Annotated in this window: 23 protein-coding genes; 11 read left to right on the top strand and 12 right to left on the bottom strand. The window is 42.3% G+C overall.

What is annotated here, in order from left to right; all coding sequences use genetic code 11:
- Positions 1-77: 77 nt before the first annotated feature.
- The 3 genes from H5T41_06995 to H5T41_06985 all read right to left on the bottom strand — a co-directional run bounded on the left by H5T41_06995 (position 78) and on the right by H5T41_06985 (position 1,208).
- Positions 78-239: a hypothetical protein gene (locus tag H5T41_06995; GenBank protein ID MBC7108515.1), complete on the bottom strand. Its 162-nt coding sequence runs from the start codon at positions 237-239 to the stop codon at positions 78-80.
- A gap of 174 nt (positions 240-413) precedes the next feature.
- Positions 414-938 (bottom strand): ArsR family transcriptional regulator, encoded by a 525-nt coding sequence (locus H5T41_06990; protein MBC7108514.1) that lies wholly within the window; start codon positions 936-938, stop codon positions 414-416.
- Positions 939-944: 6 nt separating this feature from the next.
- Positions 945-1,208, bottom strand: coding sequence for a hypothetical protein (locus tag H5T41_06985; GenBank protein ID MBC7108513.1), 264 nt, complete (start codon positions 1,206-1,208; stop codon positions 945-947).
- A 175-nt stretch (positions 1,209-1,383) separates the two neighbouring features.
- Here H5T41_06985 and H5T41_06980 point away from each other — a divergent pair, with 175 nt between their 5' ends.
- Positions 1,384-2,694, top strand: a complete 1,311-nt coding sequence (locus tag H5T41_06980) for a hypothetical protein (GenBank protein MBC7108512.1) — start codon at positions 1,384-1,386, stop codon at positions 2,692-2,694.
- 504 nt (positions 2,695-3,198) lie between these two features.
- On the top strand, positions 3,199-3,549 hold the full coding sequence (locus tag H5T41_06975) for a hypothetical protein (protein MBC7108511.1): 351 nt from the start codon (positions 3,199-3,201) through the stop codon (positions 3,547-3,549).
- Positions 3,550-3,567: 18 nt separating this feature from the next.
- On the opposite strand, the gene H5T41_06970 is transcribed toward H5T41_06975, so the two are convergent.
- On the bottom strand, positions 3,568-4,989 hold the full coding sequence (locus tag H5T41_06970; protein ID MBC7108510.1) for a hypothetical protein: 1,422 nt from the start codon (positions 4,987-4,989) through the stop codon (positions 3,568-3,570).
- A gap of 937 nt (positions 4,990-5,926) precedes the next feature.
- Here H5T41_06970 and H5T41_06965 point away from each other — a divergent pair.
- From H5T41_06965 to H5T41_06955, 3 genes are all read left to right on the top strand, one after another.
- Positions 5,927-6,298, top strand: a complete 372-nt coding sequence (locus tag H5T41_06965) for a hypothetical protein (GenBank protein ID MBC7108509.1) — start codon at positions 5,927-5,929, stop codon at positions 6,296-6,298.
- Positions 6,299-6,857: 559 nt separating this feature from the next.
- The gene (locus H5T41_06960; GenBank protein ID MBC7108508.1) at positions 6,858-7,058 is read left to right on the top strand and encodes a glycosyltransferase; all 201 of its coding nucleotides are present in this window, start codon (positions 6,858-6,860) and stop codon (positions 7,056-7,058) included.
- Between the two features lie 33 nt (positions 7,059-7,091).
- The gene (locus tag H5T41_06955) at positions 7,092-7,349 is read left to right on the top strand and encodes a glycosyltransferase (protein ID MBC7108507.1); all 258 of its coding nucleotides are present in this window, start codon (positions 7,092-7,094) and stop codon (positions 7,347-7,349) included.
- A 249-nt stretch (positions 7,350-7,598) separates the two neighbouring features.
- On the opposite strand, the gene H5T41_06950 is transcribed toward H5T41_06955, so the two are convergent.
- The 3 genes from H5T41_06950 to H5T41_06940 all read right to left on the bottom strand — a co-directional run bounded on the left by H5T41_06950 (position 7,599) and on the right by H5T41_06940 (position 8,943).
- A complete protein-coding gene (locus tag H5T41_06950; GenBank protein ID MBC7108506.1) occupies positions 7,599-7,760 on the bottom strand; it encodes a hypothetical protein in 162 nt (53 codons plus the stop codon).
- 299 nt (positions 7,761-8,059) lie between these two features.
- Positions 8,060-8,407, bottom strand: coding sequence for a hypothetical protein (locus H5T41_06945; protein ID MBC7108505.1), 348 nt, complete (start codon positions 8,405-8,407; stop codon positions 8,060-8,062).
- A gap of 197 nt (positions 8,408-8,604) precedes the next feature.
- Positions 8,605-8,943: a hypothetical protein gene (locus H5T41_06940; GenBank protein MBC7108504.1), complete on the bottom strand. Its 339-nt coding sequence runs from the start codon at positions 8,941-8,943 to the stop codon at positions 8,605-8,607.
- A gap of 659 nt (positions 8,944-9,602) precedes the next feature.
- On the opposite strand from H5T41_06940, the gene H5T41_06935 reads away from it, so the two are divergent.
- Positions 9,603-10,637 carry a glycosyltransferase family 2 protein gene (locus H5T41_06935; protein ID MBC7108503.1) on the top strand — a complete coding sequence of 345 codons (1,035 nt, stop codon included), beginning with the start codon at positions 9,603-9,605 and terminating at the stop codon, positions 10,635-10,637.
- Positions 10,619-11,659 (top strand): glycosyltransferase family 2 protein, encoded by a 1,041-nt coding sequence (locus H5T41_06930; GenBank protein MBC7108502.1) that lies wholly within the window; start codon positions 10,619-10,621, stop codon positions 11,657-11,659. Before H5T41_06935 ends, H5T41_06930 begins: the two co-directional genes overlap by 19 nt.
- Here the strand turns inward: H5T41_06930 and H5T41_06925 are convergent.
- The gene (locus H5T41_06925; protein MBC7108501.1) at positions 11,615-13,789 is read right to left on the bottom strand and encodes a glycosyltransferase family 39 protein; all 2,175 of its coding nucleotides are present in this window, start codon (positions 13,787-13,789) and stop codon (positions 11,615-11,617) included. The two genes, H5T41_06930 and H5T41_06925, sit on opposite strands and share 45 nt — an antisense overlap.
- Positions 13,780-14,859 (bottom strand): glycosyltransferase, encoded by a 1,080-nt coding sequence (locus H5T41_06920; GenBank protein MBC7108500.1) that lies wholly within the window; start codon positions 14,857-14,859, stop codon positions 13,780-13,782. The genes H5T41_06925 and H5T41_06920 overlap by 10 nt, the downstream gene beginning before the upstream one ends.
- Before the next feature lie 1,582 nt (positions 14,860-16,441).
- Between H5T41_06920 and H5T41_06915 the strand changes: the two genes are divergently transcribed.
- From H5T41_06915 to H5T41_06900, 4 genes are all read left to right on the top strand, one after another.
- Positions 16,442-17,380 carry a glycosyltransferase family 2 protein gene (locus H5T41_06915; protein MBC7108499.1) on the top strand — a complete coding sequence of 313 codons (939 nt, stop codon included), beginning with the start codon at positions 16,442-16,444 and terminating at the stop codon, positions 17,378-17,380.
- A complete protein-coding gene (locus H5T41_06910; protein ID MBC7108498.1) occupies positions 17,377-18,657 on the top strand; it encodes a UDP-glucose/GDP-mannose dehydrogenase family protein in 1,281 nt (426 codons plus the stop codon). The genes H5T41_06915 and H5T41_06910 overlap by 4 nt, the downstream gene beginning before the upstream one ends.
- Before the next feature lie 534 nt (positions 18,658-19,191).
- Positions 19,192-20,301 carry a glycosyltransferase gene (locus tag H5T41_06905; GenBank protein ID MBC7108497.1) on the top strand — a complete coding sequence of 370 codons (1,110 nt, stop codon included), beginning with the start codon at positions 19,192-19,194 and terminating at the stop codon, positions 20,299-20,301.
- A gap of 50 nt (positions 20,302-20,351) precedes the next feature.
- A complete protein-coding gene (locus H5T41_06900; protein ID MBC7108496.1) occupies positions 20,352-21,236 on the top strand; it encodes a glycosyltransferase in 885 nt (294 codons plus the stop codon).
- Here the strand turns inward: H5T41_06900 and H5T41_06895 are convergent.
- Genes H5T41_06895 through H5T41_06885 form a run of 3 tightly spaced genes read right to left on the bottom strand, consistent with a single transcriptional unit; the run spans position 21,233 to position 24,631 of the window.
- Positions 21,233-22,258, bottom strand: coding sequence for a hypothetical protein (locus tag H5T41_06895; protein ID MBC7108495.1), 1,026 nt, complete (start codon positions 22,256-22,258; stop codon positions 21,233-21,235). The genes H5T41_06900 and H5T41_06895 overlap by 4 nt on opposite strands.
- A complete protein-coding gene (locus H5T41_06890) occupies positions 22,255-23,715 on the bottom strand; it encodes a DUF2029 domain-containing protein (GenBank protein MBC7108494.1) in 1,461 nt (486 codons plus the stop codon). The genes H5T41_06895 and H5T41_06890 overlap by 4 nt, the downstream gene beginning before the upstream one ends.
- Positions 23,705-24,631: a glycosyltransferase family 2 protein gene (locus tag H5T41_06885; protein ID MBC7108493.1), complete on the bottom strand. Its 927-nt coding sequence runs from the start codon at positions 24,629-24,631 to the stop codon at positions 23,705-23,707. The genes H5T41_06890 and H5T41_06885 overlap by 11 nt, the downstream gene beginning before the upstream one ends.
- Positions 24,632-24,677 lie beyond the last annotated feature (46 nt).

Genomic DNA, 24,677 nt, shown 5'->3' with positions numbered 1-24,677 from the left:
TTCTCCACAAGAACGCACGATTTTTCTCATACTATGAAAATCTGTGAATAATCGTGCCGTTGTCTCTTCTTCCCAAATCACTTCCTGATCGACAAAACGACACGATCGGAAACTTCTCTTTCAAAGCCAATTTCATGCGAGACGATGATCATCCTCAAGCCACCTTTCGCCAAACGCTTCATGAGATCGAGAACCCCGATAAATTCTGGGTCGGGGGCGGAGTTAGTCTCATCGAACATGATAGGCTTTGGATTTTGGCGACTGCCATCATGATCGCGACCTTCTGCTGCCAGCAGAATAATTATTTAGGATTAACATCGGCCTTATCTAATAAAACAACTTTGTCGAGCGCTTCCATCACAATTCTTTCAGCATCCAATCTTTCTATCCAAATCTGAGTCCCTCGAAAAGATTTATTTTCCCAGTTTTCTCCAAATATCAACGAAGCGATCGACTGCATCGCTTTCTAAGCTCTCCTGCAGAGTGATCAAAAGATTCGCAACTTCATCAGGATTTTCGATGCCGTAGACAAATTCCCTTTCCACCTTTTTTGAGAAAATAATTCCAGCGGAAGTCAATTTCTTCAAGTGATAGGAAAGCGTCGATTTTGAAAGTCCAACTGCGTTCGTCAATGATTGAAAACTGGAAGATCCATTAAGAAGCATATGCAGGAGAATTTTTCTTGGTGATTCCTGCCTCAAGAGCGAGACAATGCGTCTATCGCGCTGCTTGAACGTCTCGGCGGGAAAATATCTTTTGATGTAGCCATCGTCTTCGGATTTAATCAGCCCTCGCTTTTCCATGACATCGAGATGGTAGGAGAGAACGCCAGGTTGCATCGAGAGTGCGCGCTCCATCTCCCTCAGATACGTTCCCGGGTTCTGAGCAATGTACTGGTAGATCTTCCTTCTATTCTCGAGGTTGAGGGCGTCATCCATATCATTTCATCTCTTCAGCAGCGCGAAATAAAGGCTTAGGAGTATTGCGAGATTCAGCGCGACGAGATAAGGACTCATCGAGAACTCATCGAGTCCAAGGAACTCTGATAAAAGAACGAGAAATGATAGAACCATGTAGAAAAAAAAGGCGATCGAAACGATGGCGAGCCTCGGTTCCCGATACCTGCGAAACGCAAGGATCGATACAACAACGAGAATGATCGAAAAGCCAGCTAAACAGATTCTCAGGAATAGATCGATCGGTGTCATCTTCTATACCTGATGATGATTAAGTTGTGAGGCATTAGAAAGTTTTCATCATTTACCATTGCAAGAAAAAATCAAATTTGCAAAAGTCTCAATGAACTCGCGGCTGAGAATGCGTTCGATGCTTGAACCATAAAGTGCTTAAGAATCAGGATCGATTGGCTTTTTGAGATTTTCCATGCCCCCTAAGCATATCAAGTTCCTGATCGGCGCGATCGCGGTCATACTCATCGCACCGCTTCTCTCGAGCTCAGCATCGGCAGACGGCGGAATGATGCCGAATACACCGACGCCACAATCGGGCAACGGGATGGGAATGGGCGATCGCGCCTGGAACTGGTCCGACGGTCAGATGTGGCACGACGGCATGGGATTCATGCACGGCGGCGACCAACAGCATATGGAAGAACAGATGCGAGAGATGATGCAGGAGGGAATGCGCTACGCACTCTTTGCATCATTCTCGTACTCTAATGGAGTTGCTGACGGATACTTCATCGATTTCTTCTACGATGAGATGACCGGCACGGTGACGGATTACACCCTGAAGTTCAAAAATGAAACGATCAGATTTTTTGATCGAATTCTCATCGATGATTTTGATCCTGACGCACCCGTTGTTCGCGGGGCCGTGTTGCACGCGGATAACGGGTCGGTTCAGATCATCATTCATGATAACCCAACAGGCATGTATCATGTTGTTTCAAATGTCACGCGTGTTTTTGTCTCCTTCCAACTGGCAGATGACATCGAGATCACCCGGATCGTCGGCTCTGGAATCGGTGGACAGTTCGCTGATAGAGAAGCTGTCATTCTTTCAAAGGGATCGGCACGTGCGATCATCGCGACCGATGACGGAACAATAACGACAGAAATGGGAAGCGATGGAACTTTCGTTAATGTGACGACAGAAGGAAATCACATCATGTTCAGGGCGATACCAGCGTTTGCCAACAGGAGTCTGACCGCGGAGGAGGCGCTCTTCTATGCGATCGTGCAGAACAGACTGGGCTGCGAAATCTCGCTGCTCGTGCGTAATGGCAGTGCGATGTACGATATCATGGAATACCATCATCAGTTCCGCGTCAAAGTTATGAGCGCTTATAAGAATCGGATTGCGCTCGAGGTTTCTTCGGAGAATCACGAAGGAAAACTTGTGCTGCTCAATATCGACGAAAACACAATCGAAATGAAAAAAGCCAATTTGATCGTGAAGATTGATGGAAAAACGATCAAGGAGACGACGAAGCCGTTGGAGGTTCTTTTCGCATCTGGATCCGGGGAAAGCGATGCGATGTATACAGTGTTGCATAACGACAAGATTTCTCAGATTCTCATTTATGTGCCAAGTTTTTCAACCCACACAATCGAAATTGAAAGTGTTTCGATCTTCGCAAATATCTTTTCTCCAGTAGGAATTGGGGCGATCCTATCTGCAGTTGCAGTCGTTTGTATTTCGGCGATCGTACTCATCAAGAAGAGACAATAAATGGGAAGTTTCGAAAAGGAATGTTATCGACTTGAGTAATCCGATTTAGTTCATAAGAGTAGATCATTCGAGGCATATCATCTATTCTGGGTGCTATTCAACTATCGAGGATCTAATTTAAATATGCTTGTGGTTTATGCAACGAGCAACAGTCGGCATTTAACGAACAAAGTCTTGACGACAAGTAAATGGTAAAAACGAGTAAAACGCTTTTATTCCCTTAGGAGAGCTATTTTTGGTAAGTGAATGGAAATTTCTGTAGAAGTTGAATGATGGCTTTTTGAAACTGGGGATCGTTTATCGTTTGTTTTGCATAAAACTAGATCTCCGAAGACAGGGCTCTTTAGCTTGCACCGCAATCCAGTAATAAAGGCCTTTTGTAGATTTAGCGTAAAAACAGCACTCGAAGATCAATTAAAACGCGAAAAATCGAGTCGATTTTGAAGGAAAATTCATTTGATTTACAATATTATAAAATAGCCGCCAACCAATGCAGCCAAAGAAATGATTGTAGAGTTCTTGTTGGTGGCAATTGGGACGATTCTCGTTTATTTCCTTCCGGGATTTGTCTGGTCCTATTTGCTGCTGGGACAGGTAAATATCGCGGATAAATCTACACAAGAAAGATTTTTTAGAATCATTGAACGGATTGCGGTTTCATTCGCTCTATCTCTGGTGCTCATTCCTCTCACAGTTTTTCTTCTGAATTTGCTCATCGATGTCGGCCCTTCGATTCTTGATTCCCTGATGATATCATTGATACCGATTGTTGTCGGGGCCTTGCTTTTGCTAGTAAAGAAGAAAAAGATACTGCGAGGTATTTTAGGAAAAATGAAAAGAGTACGCAAAAATTGATGTTTATTATCAATCCAATCAATCACCGAAAGAGCCCACATATTTGTAAATGCAAAGGACCTCAGCATATCCGTGATAAACACACTTGAAGTAAGGACTGGAGGCGTAATCTTCGATAGGAATTAATTTCTTGGTCATCACGAGGGGGCGGTCGAGATCCCAGGTCCCCCACAACACGTAGATCTCCTTATCTTTGTATGCTGGGTTATCAGTCAGGAATTGCTCGATATATGTGAGATTTGTTGGCGCATTGAGCATGAATTCTTCTGCAATGGTCATCGGATGTTCGTTTTCTCTGGCCAAGGAAAAGTCCCAGACAGCCATCAAGTAGCCAAGCTGAATAAGATCGGCAGAGAGGTAATCCGGTGCGAAGATCACCGAGTTGTCCTTAGAAATGTTCTTTTCGATCCAATCAATTGCCTCGATGTTTTCTGTTATGTAAGGCGCCTTATTGAGCTGGCTATCAATCGAAATACATGCGGATGGAACCACAAGCACCGCAGCCATCAAAACGACGCCTAGAACCCGTATTCTCCTCCTGTGTTTCCTTAATGTATTTTGATAAAGATACACAATTGCAACTGGTGCGATGATGCAGAGTAATAGATCGAGATTTAATATAAATCGATTTCCAAAGAAGAGCCAAAGGCCGATATAAAACCATAGTATGATTGAGAGAGCTGGTATCGTGTAATGGAGCGCGTGTTTTTTCCAAAGAATGTAATAACTTATAATCGAAAAAACCACAATAGGGAAAAGGAACAACAGATATCCAATTAAGATATGTGGATATGACCAAAATAAACTTGGGATCGCTCCCCCTCCAGCCCAGAGACCTTCTCCAGAAGGAAGGGTTGAAGTTCTCCAGACAGATGTCGAAATCGCTGCAACGAATGTATTCAGGATATCTCCAAATCTCGGTATCCAAGCGGGTGCAGACAGCAGTATTGCAGAAATAATTGAAAGAACAATTGACCTTATCGCTTTTCTATCTTTGATCCAAATAAAAAAGATGAGAGATATCAAATATGCAAAAAAAACGAACAAGGACACAGCAATATGATAAGCAACTGTCCCCAGAGCGAGGACGGTAAATAATGCGAGATTGCTTGTTTTTCTGGTCTCAAAATACTTGTCTAGATAGACGAGCGACATAACGAGTATTACTGTGGCGAAAATTTGTCTATAATAGGATTCTGTTACCGCATTGATTTGAATGTAGGAAAAGGAAACTAATAGAGCAGAGATTCCACCACCGATGTTTGATCGGGTAAGATTTCTACTAGCCACAAACGAAATCAAAGTAGTAATTACCCCTACAATTCCCGGAAGATAATATCTGAACAACCAATGGATGTCGGCACCCATAATCCCATTTGAGACAGAAACCGTAACGAAGAAGCCAGGTTCCATCCATTTAGTATATGCTTGATACGGCATAGGGAACTCAGGATAAGCGGGTAATACTTTCCAAGAGTTAGAATTACTATAAAGTGTGATTAATTGTTCATACGTACCTGTATCAAATCCAAGTTCAAACTTATAATCGTGAACGCAATAGGGAAGAACCCTAGGGAAAATAGAGATTATCCAGATTACGGTAACGAAGACGACTATAATATCAAGTACACGATAGATATCAACATGACCGCTTTTGGACAATTTCGTCACCGAGGCGATCGCACCTTGAGCATAGTGTCAAAGGCACATTAAACATTGCCTTCGCGTTCCTATCTCAAAAATGAATTATAGTTGGTGTTTAATCGGAGCGTATTAGAATAATCAAATTTTAAAGTAAATCGAAAATTATCAAACATCCGTCGAGACAAACATCTTAATAAGTAGCTAAAAATAATCCAAAAGTGGGAAAATATGAGAAGTACCCCGCCGAAGGTCTTTATTGTAATATTAAATTGGAACGGACTGCAAGATACAATTGAATGTCTTGAATCGCTCCGAAATGTAACCTATGCTAATATGCACATCATTTCATCGATAGATAATTAAGAAGAGAGTATTAAGCAGGAAAGCGTTGTTGTGATAGGATAGAACCGCTGAACCCTTGTTGTCACGATAAGAGGTATTTACAACATAACGGTTTAACCCTCGCCTATTTCATGAAGGAGTAAGCTAAACTGCTTCCTGAGGGTAAAGGCAGGAATTCAATGAATTGCCGATTAAAAGCATGTAGATAGAGCAGAAAATCCATGCAACTTGCGAATCAATTCCCGAAGGTAAGACGAGAAGCACTCACTTATCATCCCGAATGGGAGGAGGACTGTCCCGCATGCGTGTCAATTCCTCCACCCTTTAGCAAGGAGACTCCACAATAACCCCATATAGATTAGAGGATGGAGGAGTATTATCACACTTTGGTTTGCTAAGAAGGGAGAGAGGAAGATGCAGTCGGCGCTTACGGGGCAGCGGGGAAGCTGCTCGAGACCGCGGACAAATTGAAGACGCTCTTCAAGACGAGCCCCGAGGTCTCGGCGTTAGAGAAGACCTAAAAAAGGAGGCGACACGCACCCCGACACACTTCCGACACGGGGCCGACACACCTTCTGCCCAGTCTTGGTGCGTAAACGTGCATTGGCAAATGATTTCCGATGCGCCTCATATACCGGGCAGAAATCAGGCTCTACAAAAAACAACGGGAAAAGAAGTGAGAACGCCGGCGGATCATCTCGCCGGATACTTGCACTGCCGATTGCGACACGAGTCGGCAAGTTATGAACGTGAAAAAATCTAGTTAGCATACGCTTGTGCGCGCTTTCCTTTTTCGAGCGATAAGTGCCTAACTAGATACGATTTTTCGCTTTTTCACAAAAAATTCGAAATGAGACGTATTGCAAGAAAAATCCTTCACATATCCCTTGAATGAGTGTCTGCGTAAACTCGTACGCCCGATCATTGCAAGATGCGGACACGGAAGGACGACGTAAAGGATTCGATGAAGACGCACACCTTTCGATACAGCCTTTTGAAACGCACACCCCTTGAACGCGCCCGCAGACGCAAGACGCCAAGACCTCGATAGCGTAGCCAACAATAGGAGGCAACAATAGGAAACGGCGGACAAACTCGATGCTCATGATACGCTTCGGCCTACCGGGGGGTGAACGAAGGGTACACCGCCGACACTCCCTCGCTAATGGGTGAGTCGAATTGATAAGGCCATCGAGAAGGTATCGTTCTCAGGCCTCGATCCTTGCTTTTCTGGATTGTTAATTGCAACGAAAACAAGCGGAAAAGAATCAAGTGCATAATGCTCGGAGGAGTACGCGAAGGAAAAAGGACATGTAACCGCCATTGACGCGATTAAAGTCCTCGTAAGAAAAGGCTTTGACGTCAAACTGGCAATAGTTGGAGTGTGGGATGAGAAATATAAATGCCATTTGGAGGAGTTGGTTTCGACAAGCAATCTCAAGGATCGCATAACTTTCACGGGTTATGTTGAAAACCCAACCTCTTTGATCCAGAACTCTGATGTACTCCTCATATGCTCCTGATGTGAGGCGTTTGGTCGAGTACCGATTGAAGCCATGATATGCGGAAGACCCCTCATCGGTGCTGCATCTGGAGGGACTCCTAAACTCATAGAGAATGGAAAGAATGAATTTCTTTATTCTCCAGGCAGTTCTGATCAGTTGGCTTCGTTCATTGAATTTCTACACGATAACCCTCACAAATGCAAGGAAATGGGTCTCAATGCGAGGGAATTCGCAGTTAAGAGCTTTTCAAGGGATAGATTCATCTCCAGTATGAGGGAGATCGCAGATGATCTCTCACTTATCAGCTAGATTGGGTCTTGACGAGATCGCTCCTAGAGCGGTCTTGAAAGTGAATTTGTCAAACAAGTAACATGTTGCAATGCTAACACAATTGCAATACTAACACAAGAAAACGCAATCACAACTTTCCAGGGAATTCCAATATCATAAGATATCAAGTTAATGATGCAAAGATAAATAATTATTGAACTCCTGCGCGCCATCGTTGGCACGATCGTCGTCTTTTTCCTTCCAGGATTCGTTTGGTCTTACTTGCTTTTAGAGCAAGAAAAAGGCAGCTGACGATTCTCCACAAACAAAGTTTTTTAATGCCGTTGAGCGCATTGCCGCATCAATTGCTTTATCGCTGGTCCTTGTGCCTTTGACCACATTCATATTAAATTTTGTCACCGATGTGGGACCATCGATCACAGATTTCATTATGATCATCCAATTGCCTACTGGTATTAGAATCATCCGTCTGATTCCGGAAAAGAAGGGAGCTTTCAGCAGGATCTGGAAATGCTTGATGACCATTGGATTAAAGAAAAGATCCTGATTTATTATTTTCTGGAATTTTTGAACAGGGTACTGAGTCAGAAATCAGTCGGACCGATGTCTGATGGATATAAAGAATCTCGGCATATCCATAATAAGCGCATTTGAAATACGGGCTTAATGCATAATCATCAACTGGAATGAGTTTCTTCGTCATGACGAGAGGCCGATCGAGATCCCAACTACCCCAGAGACGTAGATATTTTTTCTTTGTAATCCGGATGATTGCTGAAAAATTCTTGGAGGTATGTCAAATTTGAAGGCGCATTGACCATGAATTCTTCTGCAATGATCATTGGATGTGTGGTATTTGAAGGGGAGAAGTCCCAGACCGCCATTAAGTATCCTAGCTGGATAAGATCGGCTGAAAGATAATCAGGCGCGAAAATTGTGGAATTACTTGTAGATAGATTGCTTCCGATCCAGCTGATCGCCTCGATATTTTCAGTAATATATGGCGATCTTTCAATTTGGGTTTCAATGGAAGTGACTGCGGATGGAACGAACAGAATCGCTGATAATAGCACCATACTCCGCAGTTGGCCAAATCTGTTGTACCTCTTTAGACGGAACCACCTAACCAGAGACCCTCACTAGAGTATAGCGTTAATGATCGCCACATTGAAGTGTAGATGAAATGATGAAGCGTATCAATTAAGTCGCTCACCTTTGGAGTCCAAACGGGAAAAGAAATGAGCATTAATAAAAAAAATGATGAAGAGAAGTTTCAACAGTTTCCTAACAGTTTCCTATTCCTTTTCCTTAGGACTACTGATAGTACGAAAATGCAAGTGATGAAGATCAATAGAATCATAGAGATGTGATATGCGGTGGCACCAGCTCCAAGAAGAGCAAAGAGCATGAGATCCCTGTTATTACAATTGGAAAGGTACTTGTCAAGACAATTGATTGCCATAGTGAAAATTACTGTGGCAAAGAATTGTCTATAATACGATTCTGCTATCGCATTTACTTGCACATAAGATAAGACGACTAGTGTAGCAACTATGTATCCCCCGATGTAAGACTTACTGATATTCTTGCCCGAAACCAATGCTACCAACAACAATGCAATCCCGGCGAATCCTGGTAAATAGTATCTGAACAACTCTCTAATACTGATGTTCGAAATGCCGTGTAACATAGAAAAAACAACATAAAACCTGGCTCTACCCATTTTTTTAGGCTAGAAGAGGGTCGGGGAATTGCGGATAAGTAGGTAATATATCCCAAGATTCAGCAGAATTGAATTATAGATTCACAAATGTTGTTCGAGCATTCCAGTATCGAAGCCAATTTCAAATCGATAATTATGAATCAAGTACGGAACAACTTTTATCAGAATTGTAAGGATACATAGAAAAATCAATACGAGTATTATTAATACGAGTATCGATAGAGATAGATGTCCTTTAGAGAAATTCGGATGGAACTTCCTTCATCAATGTGGTCTTGCATATATAATCACTTGATAAGATGTCTCAATCATTTTTTTTAATGTCGACATCATGCTCAATACATTTATTTCAGTGCTCGCTATTGCGCTAATGACACTAATGAAATCGAATCATTGGAACCATATAACAGGTGTTTCAAAGATTAATATGCATGGGGTCATTAATCGAGTCCGCAGTTGAATCCATAGAGGGTCATATAACGTGATGACTCCGTGTATTGATGAATTTGAAATCGCATGAATATGAAAAACATGGTTGGGGTGCGAGATTGAAAGAAGAAGTGAGCATCTCAGTGCAGCTAATCAACTATAACACTGCAGTGGAAACAATCGAATGCGTGGAATCATTGTTGAATTCAGGATTCAAAAATTTTGACATACTAGTCATCGATAATGGATCCAATAATAATGAGAAGAAATTACTCATTGACAGACTAAATAATAAGGTCGAATTATTACTTAACGAAAGAAATATCGGCTTTGCCCAAGCACATAGTGTTGCCTTGGAGTATCGTAGAAAAAAGAAGAATTATGATTTCCACCTGATAATAAATAACGACGTCACAGTCTCTAAGGGCTTCATTTATCCGCTCCTACAAGCATTTGAATTATTTCAGAACGTTGGGATCTCTGGCCCTAAGATCCTTCTATCAGGAACGAATTTGCTCGACAGTGCAGGATCGATATTCACCAATACTGCATATGCTTACTCGAGGGGTAATTGTGAGTACGACGAAGGGCAATACAATAAGCCGGAGATAGTTCCAATGATAACTGCGTGTTGCATGCTCGTAGCTGATGAAGTTTTCGAGAAGACATATTTGTTTGATCCAAAATTTTTTATGTATTTGGAGGAGTTGGATTTCAATTTAAGAGTCAGGAATTTTGGTTACCAAATTGTATACATGCCCACCTCAATTGTTTATCATAAATATTCTTCCTCCGTGAAAAAGACGATCCGCGATCAAAAACTTCTAAACTTCTACAAACATCTATATGCGGAAGCGAACAGGACGAGAATTCTCCTCAAGCATTTTCCTCTCTCGGAATTGATTAGAAATGTTCATCTTATATCTTTAAATTATTTGTACTGGGAGCTAAAAATAATTAGATTTTGTGGTCTGAAATGGTTTAAAAAATTGAATCAGCATATTTTTGATGCAATAATTGATGGTTTTCGATCTAGAAAAATAGAAAAACAGCACAAAATGGCGAAATGGCTTCCATATATGGAAAGATTAACTTTAGCTGAATATTTAGAGAGAGCCAAAAGAGCTGAGAAGAAATGGGCGAAAAATCAATGATTGAGTGCGGAAAATTAGCAGTCATCATCCCAAATTATAACGGGGCGGATTATATTTTAACATGTCTTGATCGCATAATGGAACAAGTTGTGGCGGATCTATGGGTAATTGTGGTTGACAATGCATCAACTGACAATTCGGTTCAATTGATAACAGAAAGGTATTCGCATGTAACAGTAATAACGCTCAATGAAAACAAAGGATTTTCCGGTGCAGTTAACGTAGGCATCAGAACCGCTTTGCAAGATAAGAGAGTTAAGTTCTTAGCCATCATAAATAATGATGCGTTTCTGGAAAAGGATTACCTCACCACCTTAGCTGAATTCATGGTAGAGAATCCTGAGGTGGGTTCTTGTCAGGGAAAGATATTATTTATGGCAGATCGACGGATTAACACACTCGGAATTGCGCCTCTTCCAGACGGTAGTGCAGTCAATCTTGGCATCTGTTTAGAGGAGGATATGGTCACCCGAAATTTTGAGATCTTCGGAGTAAGTGCTACTGCGGCTCTCTATAGAAGGGAAGCACTTGAAATGGCAGGTTTTTTTGATGAAGATTTCTTCGCATATATGGAGGATGTCGATTTGGCGTGGCGTTTGAGATATTTCGGTTGGAAATCGTATCTCATCGGAAATGCTGTCGCTTTACATGGCTACTCTTCAACTTCAAAAGATCCCAAATTTAAATTGCACTTGATTTTGAGAAACTCAAATTACGTTCTGTTTAAGAATATTCCATTGGCGATGTGGTTCATTTATCCGCTCTTTTTCTTTTATAGATTCAAAATAGGAATGAAGAAAACTGAGAGGTTAAATGCATTGGTCGGAAAATTAGAGTTTCGCGAACTCTTAAGAGTCTTGGTAAATTCTCACATGGAGTCCGCAAAGAATATGTTCTTGATGATAGAGAAAAGAAAGGAATTATTCCACAAATTACATCCTAATAATAAAAATCGTAAAAAATGGCTAAAACATTTTTCACGATCTCGTTGGTTCGATGACATACAGTTGAAGGGTCAATAAGTATGTGACCCTTTTGTTATTGAATGTTTTCCATTCCCATTCAATCTTATCTATGGTGACCGAATAATCCTTGACGTGAACGAAATCATAGTGGTCCGCGACCAGATTCGATACAGCATTTAATCGCGATGTGCTCGGAAATAGAAAATAGACGGTGTAGTTGCTACTGATCAACCAATCCAAAGTTGAATTTAATTGATCTGCCTCAATTTCTTGTTCCCACATGTAGATCGAGTTCAAGCCGTAAATGTATTTTAACGGGAGAGAGACAGCACCATCTGTAAATCTACAACAGTCGAATAATACATCCGCAGAATCAAAATCGTTGGCCATCGAGTCTACGAAATCGACATACCCATTGAATTGGGATTTTGTTAAAGGAACTACTAAGAATATTGAATTTGCCGAAATCAACACAGTGATACCTATTGCGATCATCTTAGAGATATTTTTCCTAACTTTAGATGAAAACTCGCGAGGCATACTTACGAGAGCGTGACCCATGAAAATGCAGAGCACTGGTATGACAACGGTTATGTGCCTTCGCATAAGCCATGGGTAAACTGGATTGTTTGGTATAGTATACAAACACAAGGAAACAAACGGTGCGGATATAAGAAGCAAAACCAGCCCAGACAAGTTTCTCCTGACTAAGACGAGTAGTATGCCCATGAATGACACGATAACTCCAATAGGAGTGAAAAAGTGCGATAACGCTATCATGGGATCTATATCACCTCGAGGAACTGGCAAGAGACTTCTGAGTGGTGCGAACTCTGCAATCTCAGGAGATGTAAGAAATAAAAAAAGAATATAAGCAATAAAAAGTATTCCCGCAGCATACCAGAGTTTCTTGCCAAAGGAATGATTCTTTATCAACTCTCTATGTTCGTCGGGACTACTGGACCAAAATAGCAAGAAAGCAGTAATAATTATAAGTAGTAACATCAAACCGATGCACAGATACAAAAGTGTGCTTCCACCGACATTTATACCATATGCAGCATGCAGATTCCTACCAATTTGTGAGTAGTATGGTAATAAGAAGAATTTAGCGTAGAATAAATATCCCACGCTCATAAACCCCAATGGAGCTAAGAAATGAAGCCACCTGGATGAGAGAACATGTCGGAATGCGCATACGCACAATAACGCAGCTATGAAGGCGATTAAAAATGATCCCTCAATTCTTATAAATGGCAGAAGACCAAATGACATTGATGATAGCCACCCCCAAATTTGATCCTTCTGTGCACGAAGAAAAAAAACAAGCCAAGAAGTTCCACTAATGAAATAAAATTGAAAGAATATCTCTGGGCTAGAATATTGGGAAAAGAAAACCTGAGGGTACGAAACTGCAAGCAATATAGATGCAAGAAAACCGGTCTTCGTCCCAAAAACGCATCGAGCTAGAAAGAAAAGCGATATTATTGAGAGGACTCCAAAGAAGGGAGTCGCCCAAAAGGCACCATTGATTCCGAAAATTCCAAAGAAAGTAGCCATCCATAATTGTGAAAGTGGCGGCTGCAAAGGAAGGATTTCTCCCTTTTCGGGATCTACAATAGCAAAGTCTGGAAATTGTAATCCCTGCATTCGGCCTTCTTCGTCTTGAAAAACTCGATAAAGAACGGTGAGCGAGTCGGAAGGCATACTAGAGAGGAAATAATCATGGATTCTTATTGAACCTGACTTCCCGATGCTTACAGCAGTGTTAATGTACACGGCGATATCGTGTCGGGCTCCGATTTCGTAAGAGGGATGACAGTAGAGGGCTGTCGAAATAACTAAAAGAGTTAGGAAAGCCAGTATTTCAATTTTAGAAGGGCGTCGAAATCTCTTTACAACATTTTTTCCCTTTCTCAGAATTACAAGAGAAGTCGCAAATAGTAAATTTATTATGATTATATTGGTGATTTGAAATAAGCCAATTGTACCCAAGATCAAAAAAATGATGCTCGAAAACAAAATACTAATAAAAATTGAAAGAAAGAAGGCATCTAGCAAACCGAAATCTTCTTTTTCGGATGGAATTGCCCGTAGAACAAGTACAACCGCCAAACCAGGAAGAAGAAAAATTGCTAGAATGGAAATTACCACAAGAATCGCACTTTCAAGAAGCATTATTGGCAAACACCCCCATCAAGCAACTCATTTAGTATTGATAGCATTTCATTGCCTATTGCTTTGACTGTGCCTTTCTTCTTGAATGTATTGTAACCTTCTTGTGCAATCGATTTCCGCAATGCGGGATCATCTCTTAATCGCAAAACTGCATCAGCTAGTGATTTAGCAGAACCCACGTCGCACATTACAACATCCTTTCCGTCGATTAGAAGTTCCTTATTTGCTTTTGTCCGCCCAACAATTACTGGCTTCCGCATAGCCAAATATTGAAAAGTCTTACCTGCGATTACGCGAGAGGCCTTACCGTGAGTTGAAAATGGCCCCCCAAGGCAAACATCGGCTCCATGAATGTGGGCTGGTAGCTGCTCGTAAGGTGACCAATTGAGAAATTCAAGATTTTTCAATTTCAAGTCTGCTGCCAGTTTCACAATTCTGTTCTTTTCTGGACCGTCGCCAATTAGCTTAAAAACTATGTTCTCTGCCTTTAGAATATCTGCGGCCTTTACAATGACATCTATTCCCTGCAAGGGTCTATAAGTGCCATGGAAAAATACAGTGAAACAATCATTCTCGACGTCGTGTTCTTTCGGGAAAAAAATGTCATCATCTGCTCCCACGAAGACCCTTCTGAAATCGACTTCTCGGAGTTCAAAGGTTTTTCTGAAATATTCGATGTGAGCATTTGTATCCGTAATGACTACATTGCTGCAGCTACAAGAAACTTTGTCGAGCCAATAAAAAATCTTGCATAGTGGCGAGTCATGCGGAACTGATTTTCTTTCAAAACATAGAGTATCATATGTTGAAATGAAGGCATCAAAGATTATCGGTAGATCAGTCATCTTCCGCACTATCGGAACCAATGGGTGGCCATAAAAACCAACGATAACTGCATCTAATTTTTCTGAAGACTTTGCTGATGAAAAGTTCAATACGCTTTTGATCATTCTAACAGGATATTTTGGGGCAGAAACGCCACATTGCACCACTTCGACTTCATTCTTTTGAAGCCCCTTAACCAATATCGAATTGCGCACATAATCAGGTTTCTGACCAGGTACGAATGCGACACGCATTTGATTGCACCTTCCAAAGCACCGATGCTATTGCTTTCATATCAGTTCAGCTGATACTGCAGATTAGTCCACACTTGATTGGCCGGAGCATATGTATCCGATCAATTAAATTCTATGGTTGTTTTCAAGCCGTTCGTCAACAAGAACTAGCATTTCCAATTCGCCGTAGCGAAACTGTAATTTTGACGATGAAGCTTGGCATTTTGGTCTGTTGAAAAGGAGTAATTATCAAGCCCGTCTTTCGAGTGTGCCTATGAATTTGATCGTGATGATCCCAATTCATAATGAAGAAACGACCACCGCGATTATAATTAACAGAATTCAGTGCTGGTTTATGATATAGATGATGTGAGAGTATTCCCCATCGAAGATTGTTACGCAGATAAGACTCTCATGGTTGCACAACTGGCTGATCCCGATATACTTATCAGCAGAGAAGATCGAGGAGGAGCAAAGGCGTTTGCGGGAGCCAATAGATACGACTATTGAAATGAACGCGGATATGACCGTTAATATCCTAGCTGTTAACCAATAAATCCAAATGGGATACCAGAGCTGATTCAACCGATATTAGATGGGACAGCCCATGTTGTGCTCGGCGACAGACAAATTGATAAATTAGACCACGTGCCTGTTCTGCAAGATTTATCACCTTCACAGGTCTCGATAGAGCAATAAGTTCCAGCTTTTATAAGATTGCAGTAGAACGAGTCTATAATATGATGATTTTAATAAGGTGGCCATTCCCTAAATTCAAAGTACGAATGTTCTTACTTTTGTTAGTTCGTTGAAACTCATAAAAAATGCCCAATTGAGGAAACCTAAAATTTAAACAAAGACACACTCAATAGACCGATTTTGGGGTTCGTGCTACTCCCTAGTTAACAAAATATCACAAATCAAGGCTTAAGCTTCTAATTTTGCTCATGGCCATCTTATACGAGCGTATATAAGGATAGCACATTTGATGAATGCTACCCGAAATAAGGCAATTTGACTATCAAACTGCGGAGTTTAATTGCTAGATGAGAATCCATAATTACGATCCTGGATATCGGAACAATGTTGAATGACCCAGCAAAAGATCATAGCAATAATACCTGCCTTCAATGAGGAATCCACATTATTTGGCAATTTCAGGAAAGACAAATTCTGATTAGTGAGATGATAAAGATCACATTGTGGTATCTTTGATCTTACACTTGCATACCACAGGTACTTTATCCCTGGAAGATGAATACTCCTATCTCCATTCGGAGCGACATTCGGTTCATCCTTCACATCTATTATAGAACGATTATTCCAATCAAGATAGATATTAGAAAAATCGTATAAACAGGTATCTCGCAAATGCGAATAAATCGTAGCCGCATAACGTCCTATGCCAGTCCAGGGGGGGCTATTAGTGACTATTCCTATCTTCACCAAAAATCACCCTGCGATTACAAGTTAATTATCGTGTTTCTATCAGAAGACCTTTTCTATGGGAACAATTTCAAGACTCATCCTACACCACATTTTCATGTGTTAATAATGATGAGAAAAGAGTTATCTATGAAATTTGAATTGTGGAACTAGACCCATGAAATTGATAGTGATGATTCCAGCTCATAATGAAGAGGGAACGATTGGTAATGTTATAAGAGACATCCCTCGAAAGATCGATGGAATCGACGAAGTCCAAGTCATAGTGATGGAGGACGGTTCAACCGACAGAACGGCTGAGATCGCGAGAGATGCTGGTGCGGATTACGTAATTAGCAGAAAAGAGAGATTAGGACTCGCGAAGGCTTTCGAAGAAGGTCTAAACTTAGCTGTTGAAATTGGTGCGGACATAATCGTAAATATTGATGCTGATAACCAATATAATCCAAATGAAATACCGAAATTGATTCGACCCATACTAGATGGAGAAGCCGATATTGTACTCGGTAACAGACAAATTGATAAATTAGACCACATGCCACTTTCAAAGAAAATGGGGAACAAGATTGCGACCTTTGTGACAAGCAAGCTTTCGGGTATTCACATTTCTGATGCCCAAACTGGGTTTAGAGCTTTCTCCAGACGGGCGGCAATGATGTTAAGTATCTCGTCGGAATACACATATACGCAGGAGACAATTATACAATCTGCCTATAAAAAATTGAAAATCGTGGAAGTGCCCGTGGAATTCAGAAAAAGAGATGGGAAATCACGACTGATTTCGAGTGTGTGGAATTACGGAAAGAAAGCAGGAGCGACAGTTTTGTTAACTTATCTTAATTATAAGCCTCTAAAGGCATTCTTCATTATGGGGTCACTTTTAGTCTTGGCTGGTTTATTATTGAGTTTGAAAATCATAATACAGTTTTTCATAACAGGCTCTGTATCGCCTTATTATCCGACCCTCGTGCTCATATCAATACTGGTGGTCATAGGCTTTCAAATAATGATTATGGGCCTCCTAGCATCGATGATCAAACATAATAGAGAGATCTTGGAGCATGTACTATTTAGGATTAGGGAGATGAAAAAATGAGAACATTGTCTGTTATTGGAGCTGGCTACGTGGGACTTTCACTTGGCGTAGGATTCTCTGATTTTGGATACAGGGTTATTCTCGTCGATGTCGATGTGAATAAGGTAAAAATGATAAATTCGGGTATTTCGCCAATGCAAGAAAAGGGAATTGATGAAGCATTGCGGGAAGTTTTAGATAAGGGAAGACTTGAAGCCACTACGAGCATAGATTATGCGATTGAGAACTCGGATGCAACATTTGTGTGTGTACAAACACCATCTAATAAGAACGGGAGTATAAATCTGAAATTCGTATTAGGGGCAGCAAGGGAGATTGGAAAGAATCTCATGAAAAAAGACGAACACCTTGTAGTTATTAAAAGCACTGTGGTTCCTGGAACGACCGAAAATAAAATAATTCCGATAATCGAAAGGCGATCAGGAAAGAGAGCAGGGAAAGATTTCGGAATCTGTATGAGTCCTGAGTTTCTTTCAGAAGGTACCGCACTTTGTAACTTTTTTAAACCAGACAGAATCGTTATAGGTGAATTTGACAAGAGATCTGGTGATTCTTTAGAGTCGATTTACAGCGTATTCGATCAGAATATTCCAAGAATTAGAGTTGATTTGAAGACTGCAGAAATGATAAAGTATGCCTCGAACGCGTTCATAGGGACGAAGATATCTTTTGCCAATGAAATTGGTAACATGTGCAAAGTTTTGGGAATAGATGGTAGAAAGGTCATGGAAGCCGTTGCTCTTGATCATCGATTCTCGAAGTATTTCATGAAGCCGGGAATGAGCTTCGGTGGCCCGTGTCTCGAGAAAGATTTGACTGCAATAATCTGCTTAATGAACAGGAGAGGATATAATCCAAAACTCCTGAAAAGCGTTGTTGAATTGAATAGGATGCAAACAAAAAAATTAATTGGTTTGGTTAAGAATAAGATAAAAGATAAGAAAGTTAGAAGAGTCGGGATCCTCGGCCTATCATTCAAGAGGGGAACTTCTGATGTGAGAGACGGATGTGCAATAAGAATTATTCCTGAGCTGATAAATGAAAATGTAGATATCATTGCATATGATCCCATTTCAGAAGAAAATATGCGTGCGATTTTCCCGCAAGTTGATTATAGAGATGGCCCGCAGGATGTTATTAATGATTCAGAAGTTGTTATTATATTGACAGATTACGAGGAATTTATTGACCTTGATTATGCGGGCAAGATCGTTATTGATGGCCGTGGCATCATCCCGAGTAGAGCCTGCGGGGAGTATGAAGGGATGTGCTGGTAATTCGATCGAAACATTTCGATATCGCATCATTACAACATCCACTTAATAGCAAGTATGTAAAACCTTTACAACTTTACACGATGCTTTCAATTAGGCTTATTTATTATTAGAAATACGGTTCATTTCAAAGATTCTTGATGCAATGATAACATTAATTCCTGGAGAGATAATTAAGAAGAATATATTTCATAGGTAGAAGGTGGAAACAATCATTGAACGGCACTAGGACTTTGAAGCGAATAACCTCACCCGCATTGATCGTGCCTCTGGCTGGAAAGTTAAGGTCTTCTTTGGCGGGAATTACCCCTATTATTTTTGATAAAAAAATATACATTGGAGAATTGATTGAAGGTCTCAATGAAATGATGGGTATGATATGTCACATGGTCGATGGACGGATTGTTAAAATCAATGAATAACAACAAAAAGAATCAAGTACCAAGATGTTTCTCAATCGAACAATACCGTGCGTCAACTACTGTTAGGAAATTTGCAAAGATATTTATTTAAATTATAAGATGAAGAGGGTGAGAAATGAAAATCTCATCAAGTATTGGCAATGAAGTCACGATAATCTTGCCGACTCTCAACGAAGTACAAAACATTATACCGATGCTCGAATCCCTTGCCTCCCTTTACCCATCGACAAAAATCCTTGTCGTCGACGACTCGTCAACGGATGGCACACAAACAAAAGTCAAGGAATACGCGCAACTCCATAGTCAGGTTTCGCTAATTGAGAGAGAGCGAGAAGACCGCGGTTTGACAGCGAGCGTCATGGAAGGCATTCTTTTGTCGGAGACGCCTTACTTCGTTGTCCTTGATGCCGATTTTCAACATCCACCCGAGGCAATTAAGGATATCGTATGCGCGCTGAGAAAAGGAAATGATATCGTTGTTGGCGTCAGGAAAAACAAAAGAAAACTCTCGTTCACGAGAAAAATCTCGTCGTGGGGTGCGCACTGCCTCGCGTCCTTATATTTACGGGTGAGGAGAAAAAAGAGATCAAGGGACACGATGAGCGGTTTCTTCGGCGGGAGAACTGAGTTCTGCAAGAGAATCGTGATTGAAAATTATGAGAAGTTCGAGCGACGGGGCTTCAAAATCCTTTTTGACATCCTCAAATTTTCTCCTAAATGGACAAAAATTTCCGAAATCGAGTTTGAGTTCGGAGAGCGACGTGGCGGTTCATCGAAACTCGACGCAAAGGTCGTTCTATCAATCATGAGACAATGCGGTATCTTCGGTAAAGGACTGGCCGCAGCAACGTCATTCTTTTTGTTGAGCATGCTTGGCCGATTTCTCGCTGCATTCATCCTCGGAATTCTGACAACGATCGTGTTTCTCACCATGACTGGTCAGCCCTGGCACACGTTAGGAATTTTTCCGACGGTCATCTCGTTTCTTCTCGCAGTCGGCTATGTCGTCGTCGCCAACGAGTTCTTTGCAGGGAGAAGAAAGAAGGCAGGGTTGATCAAAGGCATGCAAATCATGTTCACGGCGTTCAGTGGATACCTCATCAACCTTGGCCTCTTCTACATCATTGCTTCAGAGTTCCCAGATCTCCAGCTCGTGCCGATGTTCATCGGTTTCGGTTTATCCGCTTTTTACGATACCGTCGGATGCAGCATCGATGCTGGTTGATCTGCGTTTCAAACGAAAATTATCTATTGAGAGTGTGACTTGTAGAGTCGATGCGATCTGTGACGGTAGGCGTCTGCGCTCATAACGAGGAAAAAAACATTGAGAATTCACTGTGCGCGATCTCGTCGCAGCGCGTGAAAGATTTCAGGATCGATGAGATTCTCGTCGTCTCGAGTGGCAGCACCGACCGGACCGATGGAATCGTTAGAAAGTATATGGAGAAAGATCAGCGTGTCAGACTCATCGTTCAGGAAAAGAGGGAGGGGAAATATTCCGCCGTCAATCTGATCATCAGAGAAAGTAAGGGAGAGATCATCGTGCTTGTGAACGCTGATAACATCCTCGCGGAGAATACCCTTTCGTATTTGCTCTCGCCCTTCAACGATGATCACGTCGGCATGACAGGCGGTCATCCCGTCCCTATCAATTCACCGGAAACAATTACCGGTTTTGCTGTGAGGATGCTCTGGGACCTCCACCATCGTCTCTCCCTGATCGCGCCGAAAACGGGAGAACTCATCGCTTTCCGCAATCTCGGATTTCAGCTTCCAAAGGGCACGAATACTGATGAGGACTGGATAAGGATGGAGATCGAAAGGCGTGGGTACAGAGTTGTGTATGTACCGGAGGCGATCGTTTATAACAAGGGACCAGAAACGATCAAAGAGTTTCTCAAGCAGAGAATCAGGGTCAATATCGGCGAGATGTACATGAAGAAGCGATTCAACTTCACGGTCCCGACATGGAATCTCTCGTACCTCATGCCGGCGTTTGCCTCATTCTGCAAGGAGCATCGATCACAAATCGACAAAGTTACAGCGACGATCACTCTCGAGGCGATCGCGAGAATGTATGCGACGGTGCACGTCGCGCTCAACCGATCTGACAAACATATCTGGGAAATAGCTGAATCGACCAAGAAATTTTCTCTTTAATAAGCGTGAATATCAATGATGTCTCTCGCGTAGATCACCATGGTGTCAATTGTTGAAAGAGCGAGAACCGAAATGAATCGTGGATTCTCGAATGTCACATGCATAACGCCACTGATCTTGCCGGGCTCTCCCTTCGCATTCTCGAATACGATTGGTCCAGATATCCATTGGAGCTGGCTCACAACGATCTTCGCAATGTCGGAGGCGATCGCATCCTCAGCACTTGTTATATAAGGGACAGAGATCGGGCTCGAAAAGACGATGAGCGCTCCATCGCCGATGTGAAAGAGCGCCGCGGATGTGAGGACGCGATTCCTCTCGTAATAATAACCGATGACCATGCCGCCATAATGCTCAACATCTGCAACATCAATCCCCATGATGGGGGCGATGAACCTGAAATCGAGCGCCTCGGCGACGCTCGATGGTGTCATACGATCACCGCCAAGAAAATCAAGGGGGTAGAATCGAAGTCCGAGAAATCCTTCTTCATTAACTCCTCCCTCAGATTCCTTCGCGAGGAAAGGGATTGATTCATTCCCCAGGGTAATCAAGACCCCGCCTCTTTCGACCCATTGAAGCGCAAGATCGGCGAAATCCGTTCCGTTGGGAATCCCCCCGGCAAGAACGACGGTCGCAGGATTGCCAGAAAAGACTTCAAGCAGGGATTCGAGTGCGACAATCGAGACCTCGTTCTCCGCGTTTAAAAGATCGATCTCCGCACGCAAGTGATCATAGAGACCGTGGACGCACCTTGAAAGGTAAATGTCGACGTATCTTGAATCATCGAATAAGTAAATTCGATCGAATCTCAGTTTGGATATGGGAAAGCAGACGATGTTGAAATCGCCATAAAATCGAGACCCACTTAGTGCGTACGAGACATTGAGTTGAACCTGCTCACCCTCTGAGACCTCGATATTAAGGTCGATATGAGGCCTTGCGACACCGCCCTGGATGAACGCACCTCCGAGAAAAAGAAAAATGACGAAGAGTGAGAACAAAAGATGACCTCGACTCATTTTCTCCCCCTTTTAATTGAAATTAATCGATCCCAAATTCGATTGATAAAGTCGTACTTCTTTGGAAGTATAATGGATAGGACAGTGAGACCGCCGAGCATCGCCGACGCGATGACGAGCGATTCTCTCGAGAGAATGCCAGTGGTCATGTAATAATTGATGATTGTTGTGTTGAGAGACTCAAGATTCATGAGATTACCATAGATCGCCGCAGGATAAATCAAAGCGTATGCCGACTGAAGCCATATGAAATAGAGAAGCGCGAGAATCGTTAAGAGGTAAAGCTTCCTCTCCCAGCGTTTGTCGTCGACAAGCGCGATCGACAACACTGGGAAGAGCCAGAGCATGTGCTGGGGGTTTGTGACTGGCTGCAGGAACATGATGAGGCCGATCACAACGAGATTGCCGATAGTCATCGAATTCAATTCGTCAATCTTTTTTCGGGTGTATTGCCTTACAATTAAAATGGAGGCTAGAAAAATCAGAATAATCATGAGAATGAAAACAAAGGTCGGAAGGCCGATGACACTTGGCAAAATATCTGGTAGGAGACCCTCGCTGGGAAGCGCAGGAACGAAGAACCAAAAATTCAACCCACCATAGTTCGTTGATCCCGTCCTCCTGAAGATGAAGTCAAGCATTTTGTCTGAGGTTAAGAGAGAGGGAAGGACGACGATCAAGCTTATCAGGCCTCCGATCAACATCGTGTAGAACCCCTCAAGTCTCAGGAGGCTCGCCCGCACATGCCGGTTATCAAACTCTTTCCAGAAGAGGAATGTTAAATAGAAAATAAAGAGGTAAATCGGGTAAAGCTTGAGGAAGATCCCAATGCCAAGAGCCAGACCTGCGAACAGATATTCGCGCCGGTAAAAACTGATGAATGCGATCAGGGTCATGAATGCTGGCAATACATCGATTTGGCCTGCGATAGAGCTGATCCAGATAACAAGCGGGTTAAGAAACCATAAGATAAACACTTTCTTCGCTGAGTCCTTGCCTCTTCTCTCGCGCACAAATCGATAAAGCGTGATGCCAAGCAGAAGATCTGAAATGATCAAAGGGAGCTTGAAGGACAGGTTGAAGAGGGGATGAGTTACGAAAGGAACGAGCATGCCCGTGATTTGCGCGGCACCAACCATGGAATACTGGACAGATCCAAAGTTCGATGGGTCAAGAAATAGCGACAATATTGCGATGAACGGATAGAAGACAATGGCAGATAGAGGAGGATAGGAAAGATAAGCATGCCCATAAACACCTGCACCGGACAGCATGTCGACTGATGCCCTGTAAAAGGGATAAATGTCATATGGACAGGAGGTCCATGGCGCCACAATTAACCTCACGAGTAGACCGACAACGATAATCGGCAGCACATCGCGCATCCCGCGGAAGTGGAGTGAAAAGAAGGATGCGATTCTCTGGCGGATCGGTGCTAAGAAGGCGCTAATCTTCAAGGAGCTTTCTCCCTCCCACAATGAATCTTAAGCCATCGACCATTCCTCTAACGTAGGCCAGATGAGCTCCTTTCATCTTTTGCATCGCGATCAGACAAAAATAATAGGGAAAGCTGATTGCGAACTGTCCAATGATGCATGTGATGAATTTTCCTCCTTTGATTCTCTTCGAAATCAAAAGAAACATGTTTCTCGCGTAGTGGTATGCTCTGAGCGGCGTCATGAGATTTGAGCCAGCAATCCCGGTTGAACTCGAAACCTCGTGATAGACCACCGAGGAAGGTATATACCAAGATTCGTAACCTCTTTCTGCAGCGCGGAGACAAAGATCGAGGTCTTCAGCGTATATATCATAATCTTCATCGAAAAATCCGACTCTCTCGAAAACTTCTCTCCGAACGAGCATTGTACACCCTGTCACGAAGTCCACCTTTCTATCTTTCTGATCACCATCGTCTTCGGAATCCATCAGTGGATGCTTGCTGTATCCCCACCATTCATTAAATTCACCACCGGCGTACCAGATTTTTCTCCCATCGGGATAGAGGATCTTTGGTCCTACGATACCAGCATTCGGATGGCGCTTCATACCATCGATGAGCTCAGCGATAAAACCTGGCGAGCCGTAGGCATCGTTGTTAATGATCAGAAGAGAAGGCGGCTTGTTTTCCATAGCTTTCGATATACCCGCATTGATCCCTTTTACATAGCCGACATTCCTACCCATTTCGATGATCTCAACTTCAGGGACCTCTTGCTTAATGAGATCAATATCATTGCCATCAGAGCCGTTATCGACAACGAAGATCGTGATATCTTCAATCCCTCCATTTTTTAATGATTTAATGCACCGTACTGTCTCGACGGGCTTATTCCAGTTGACAGTAATCGCGCTGATTGATCGGAAGGATTTCATTGACAACGCATCGCTGATGATTCTATTAACTTCTTTGCCATTCTCC

Source organism: Methanomassiliicoccales archaeon, assembly GCA_014361295.1.
Classification (GTDB): Archaea; Thermoplasmatota; Thermoplasmata; order Methanomassiliicoccales; family JACIVX01; genus JACIVX01.
This window is presented reverse-complemented; position numbering and strand designations above follow the sequence as displayed.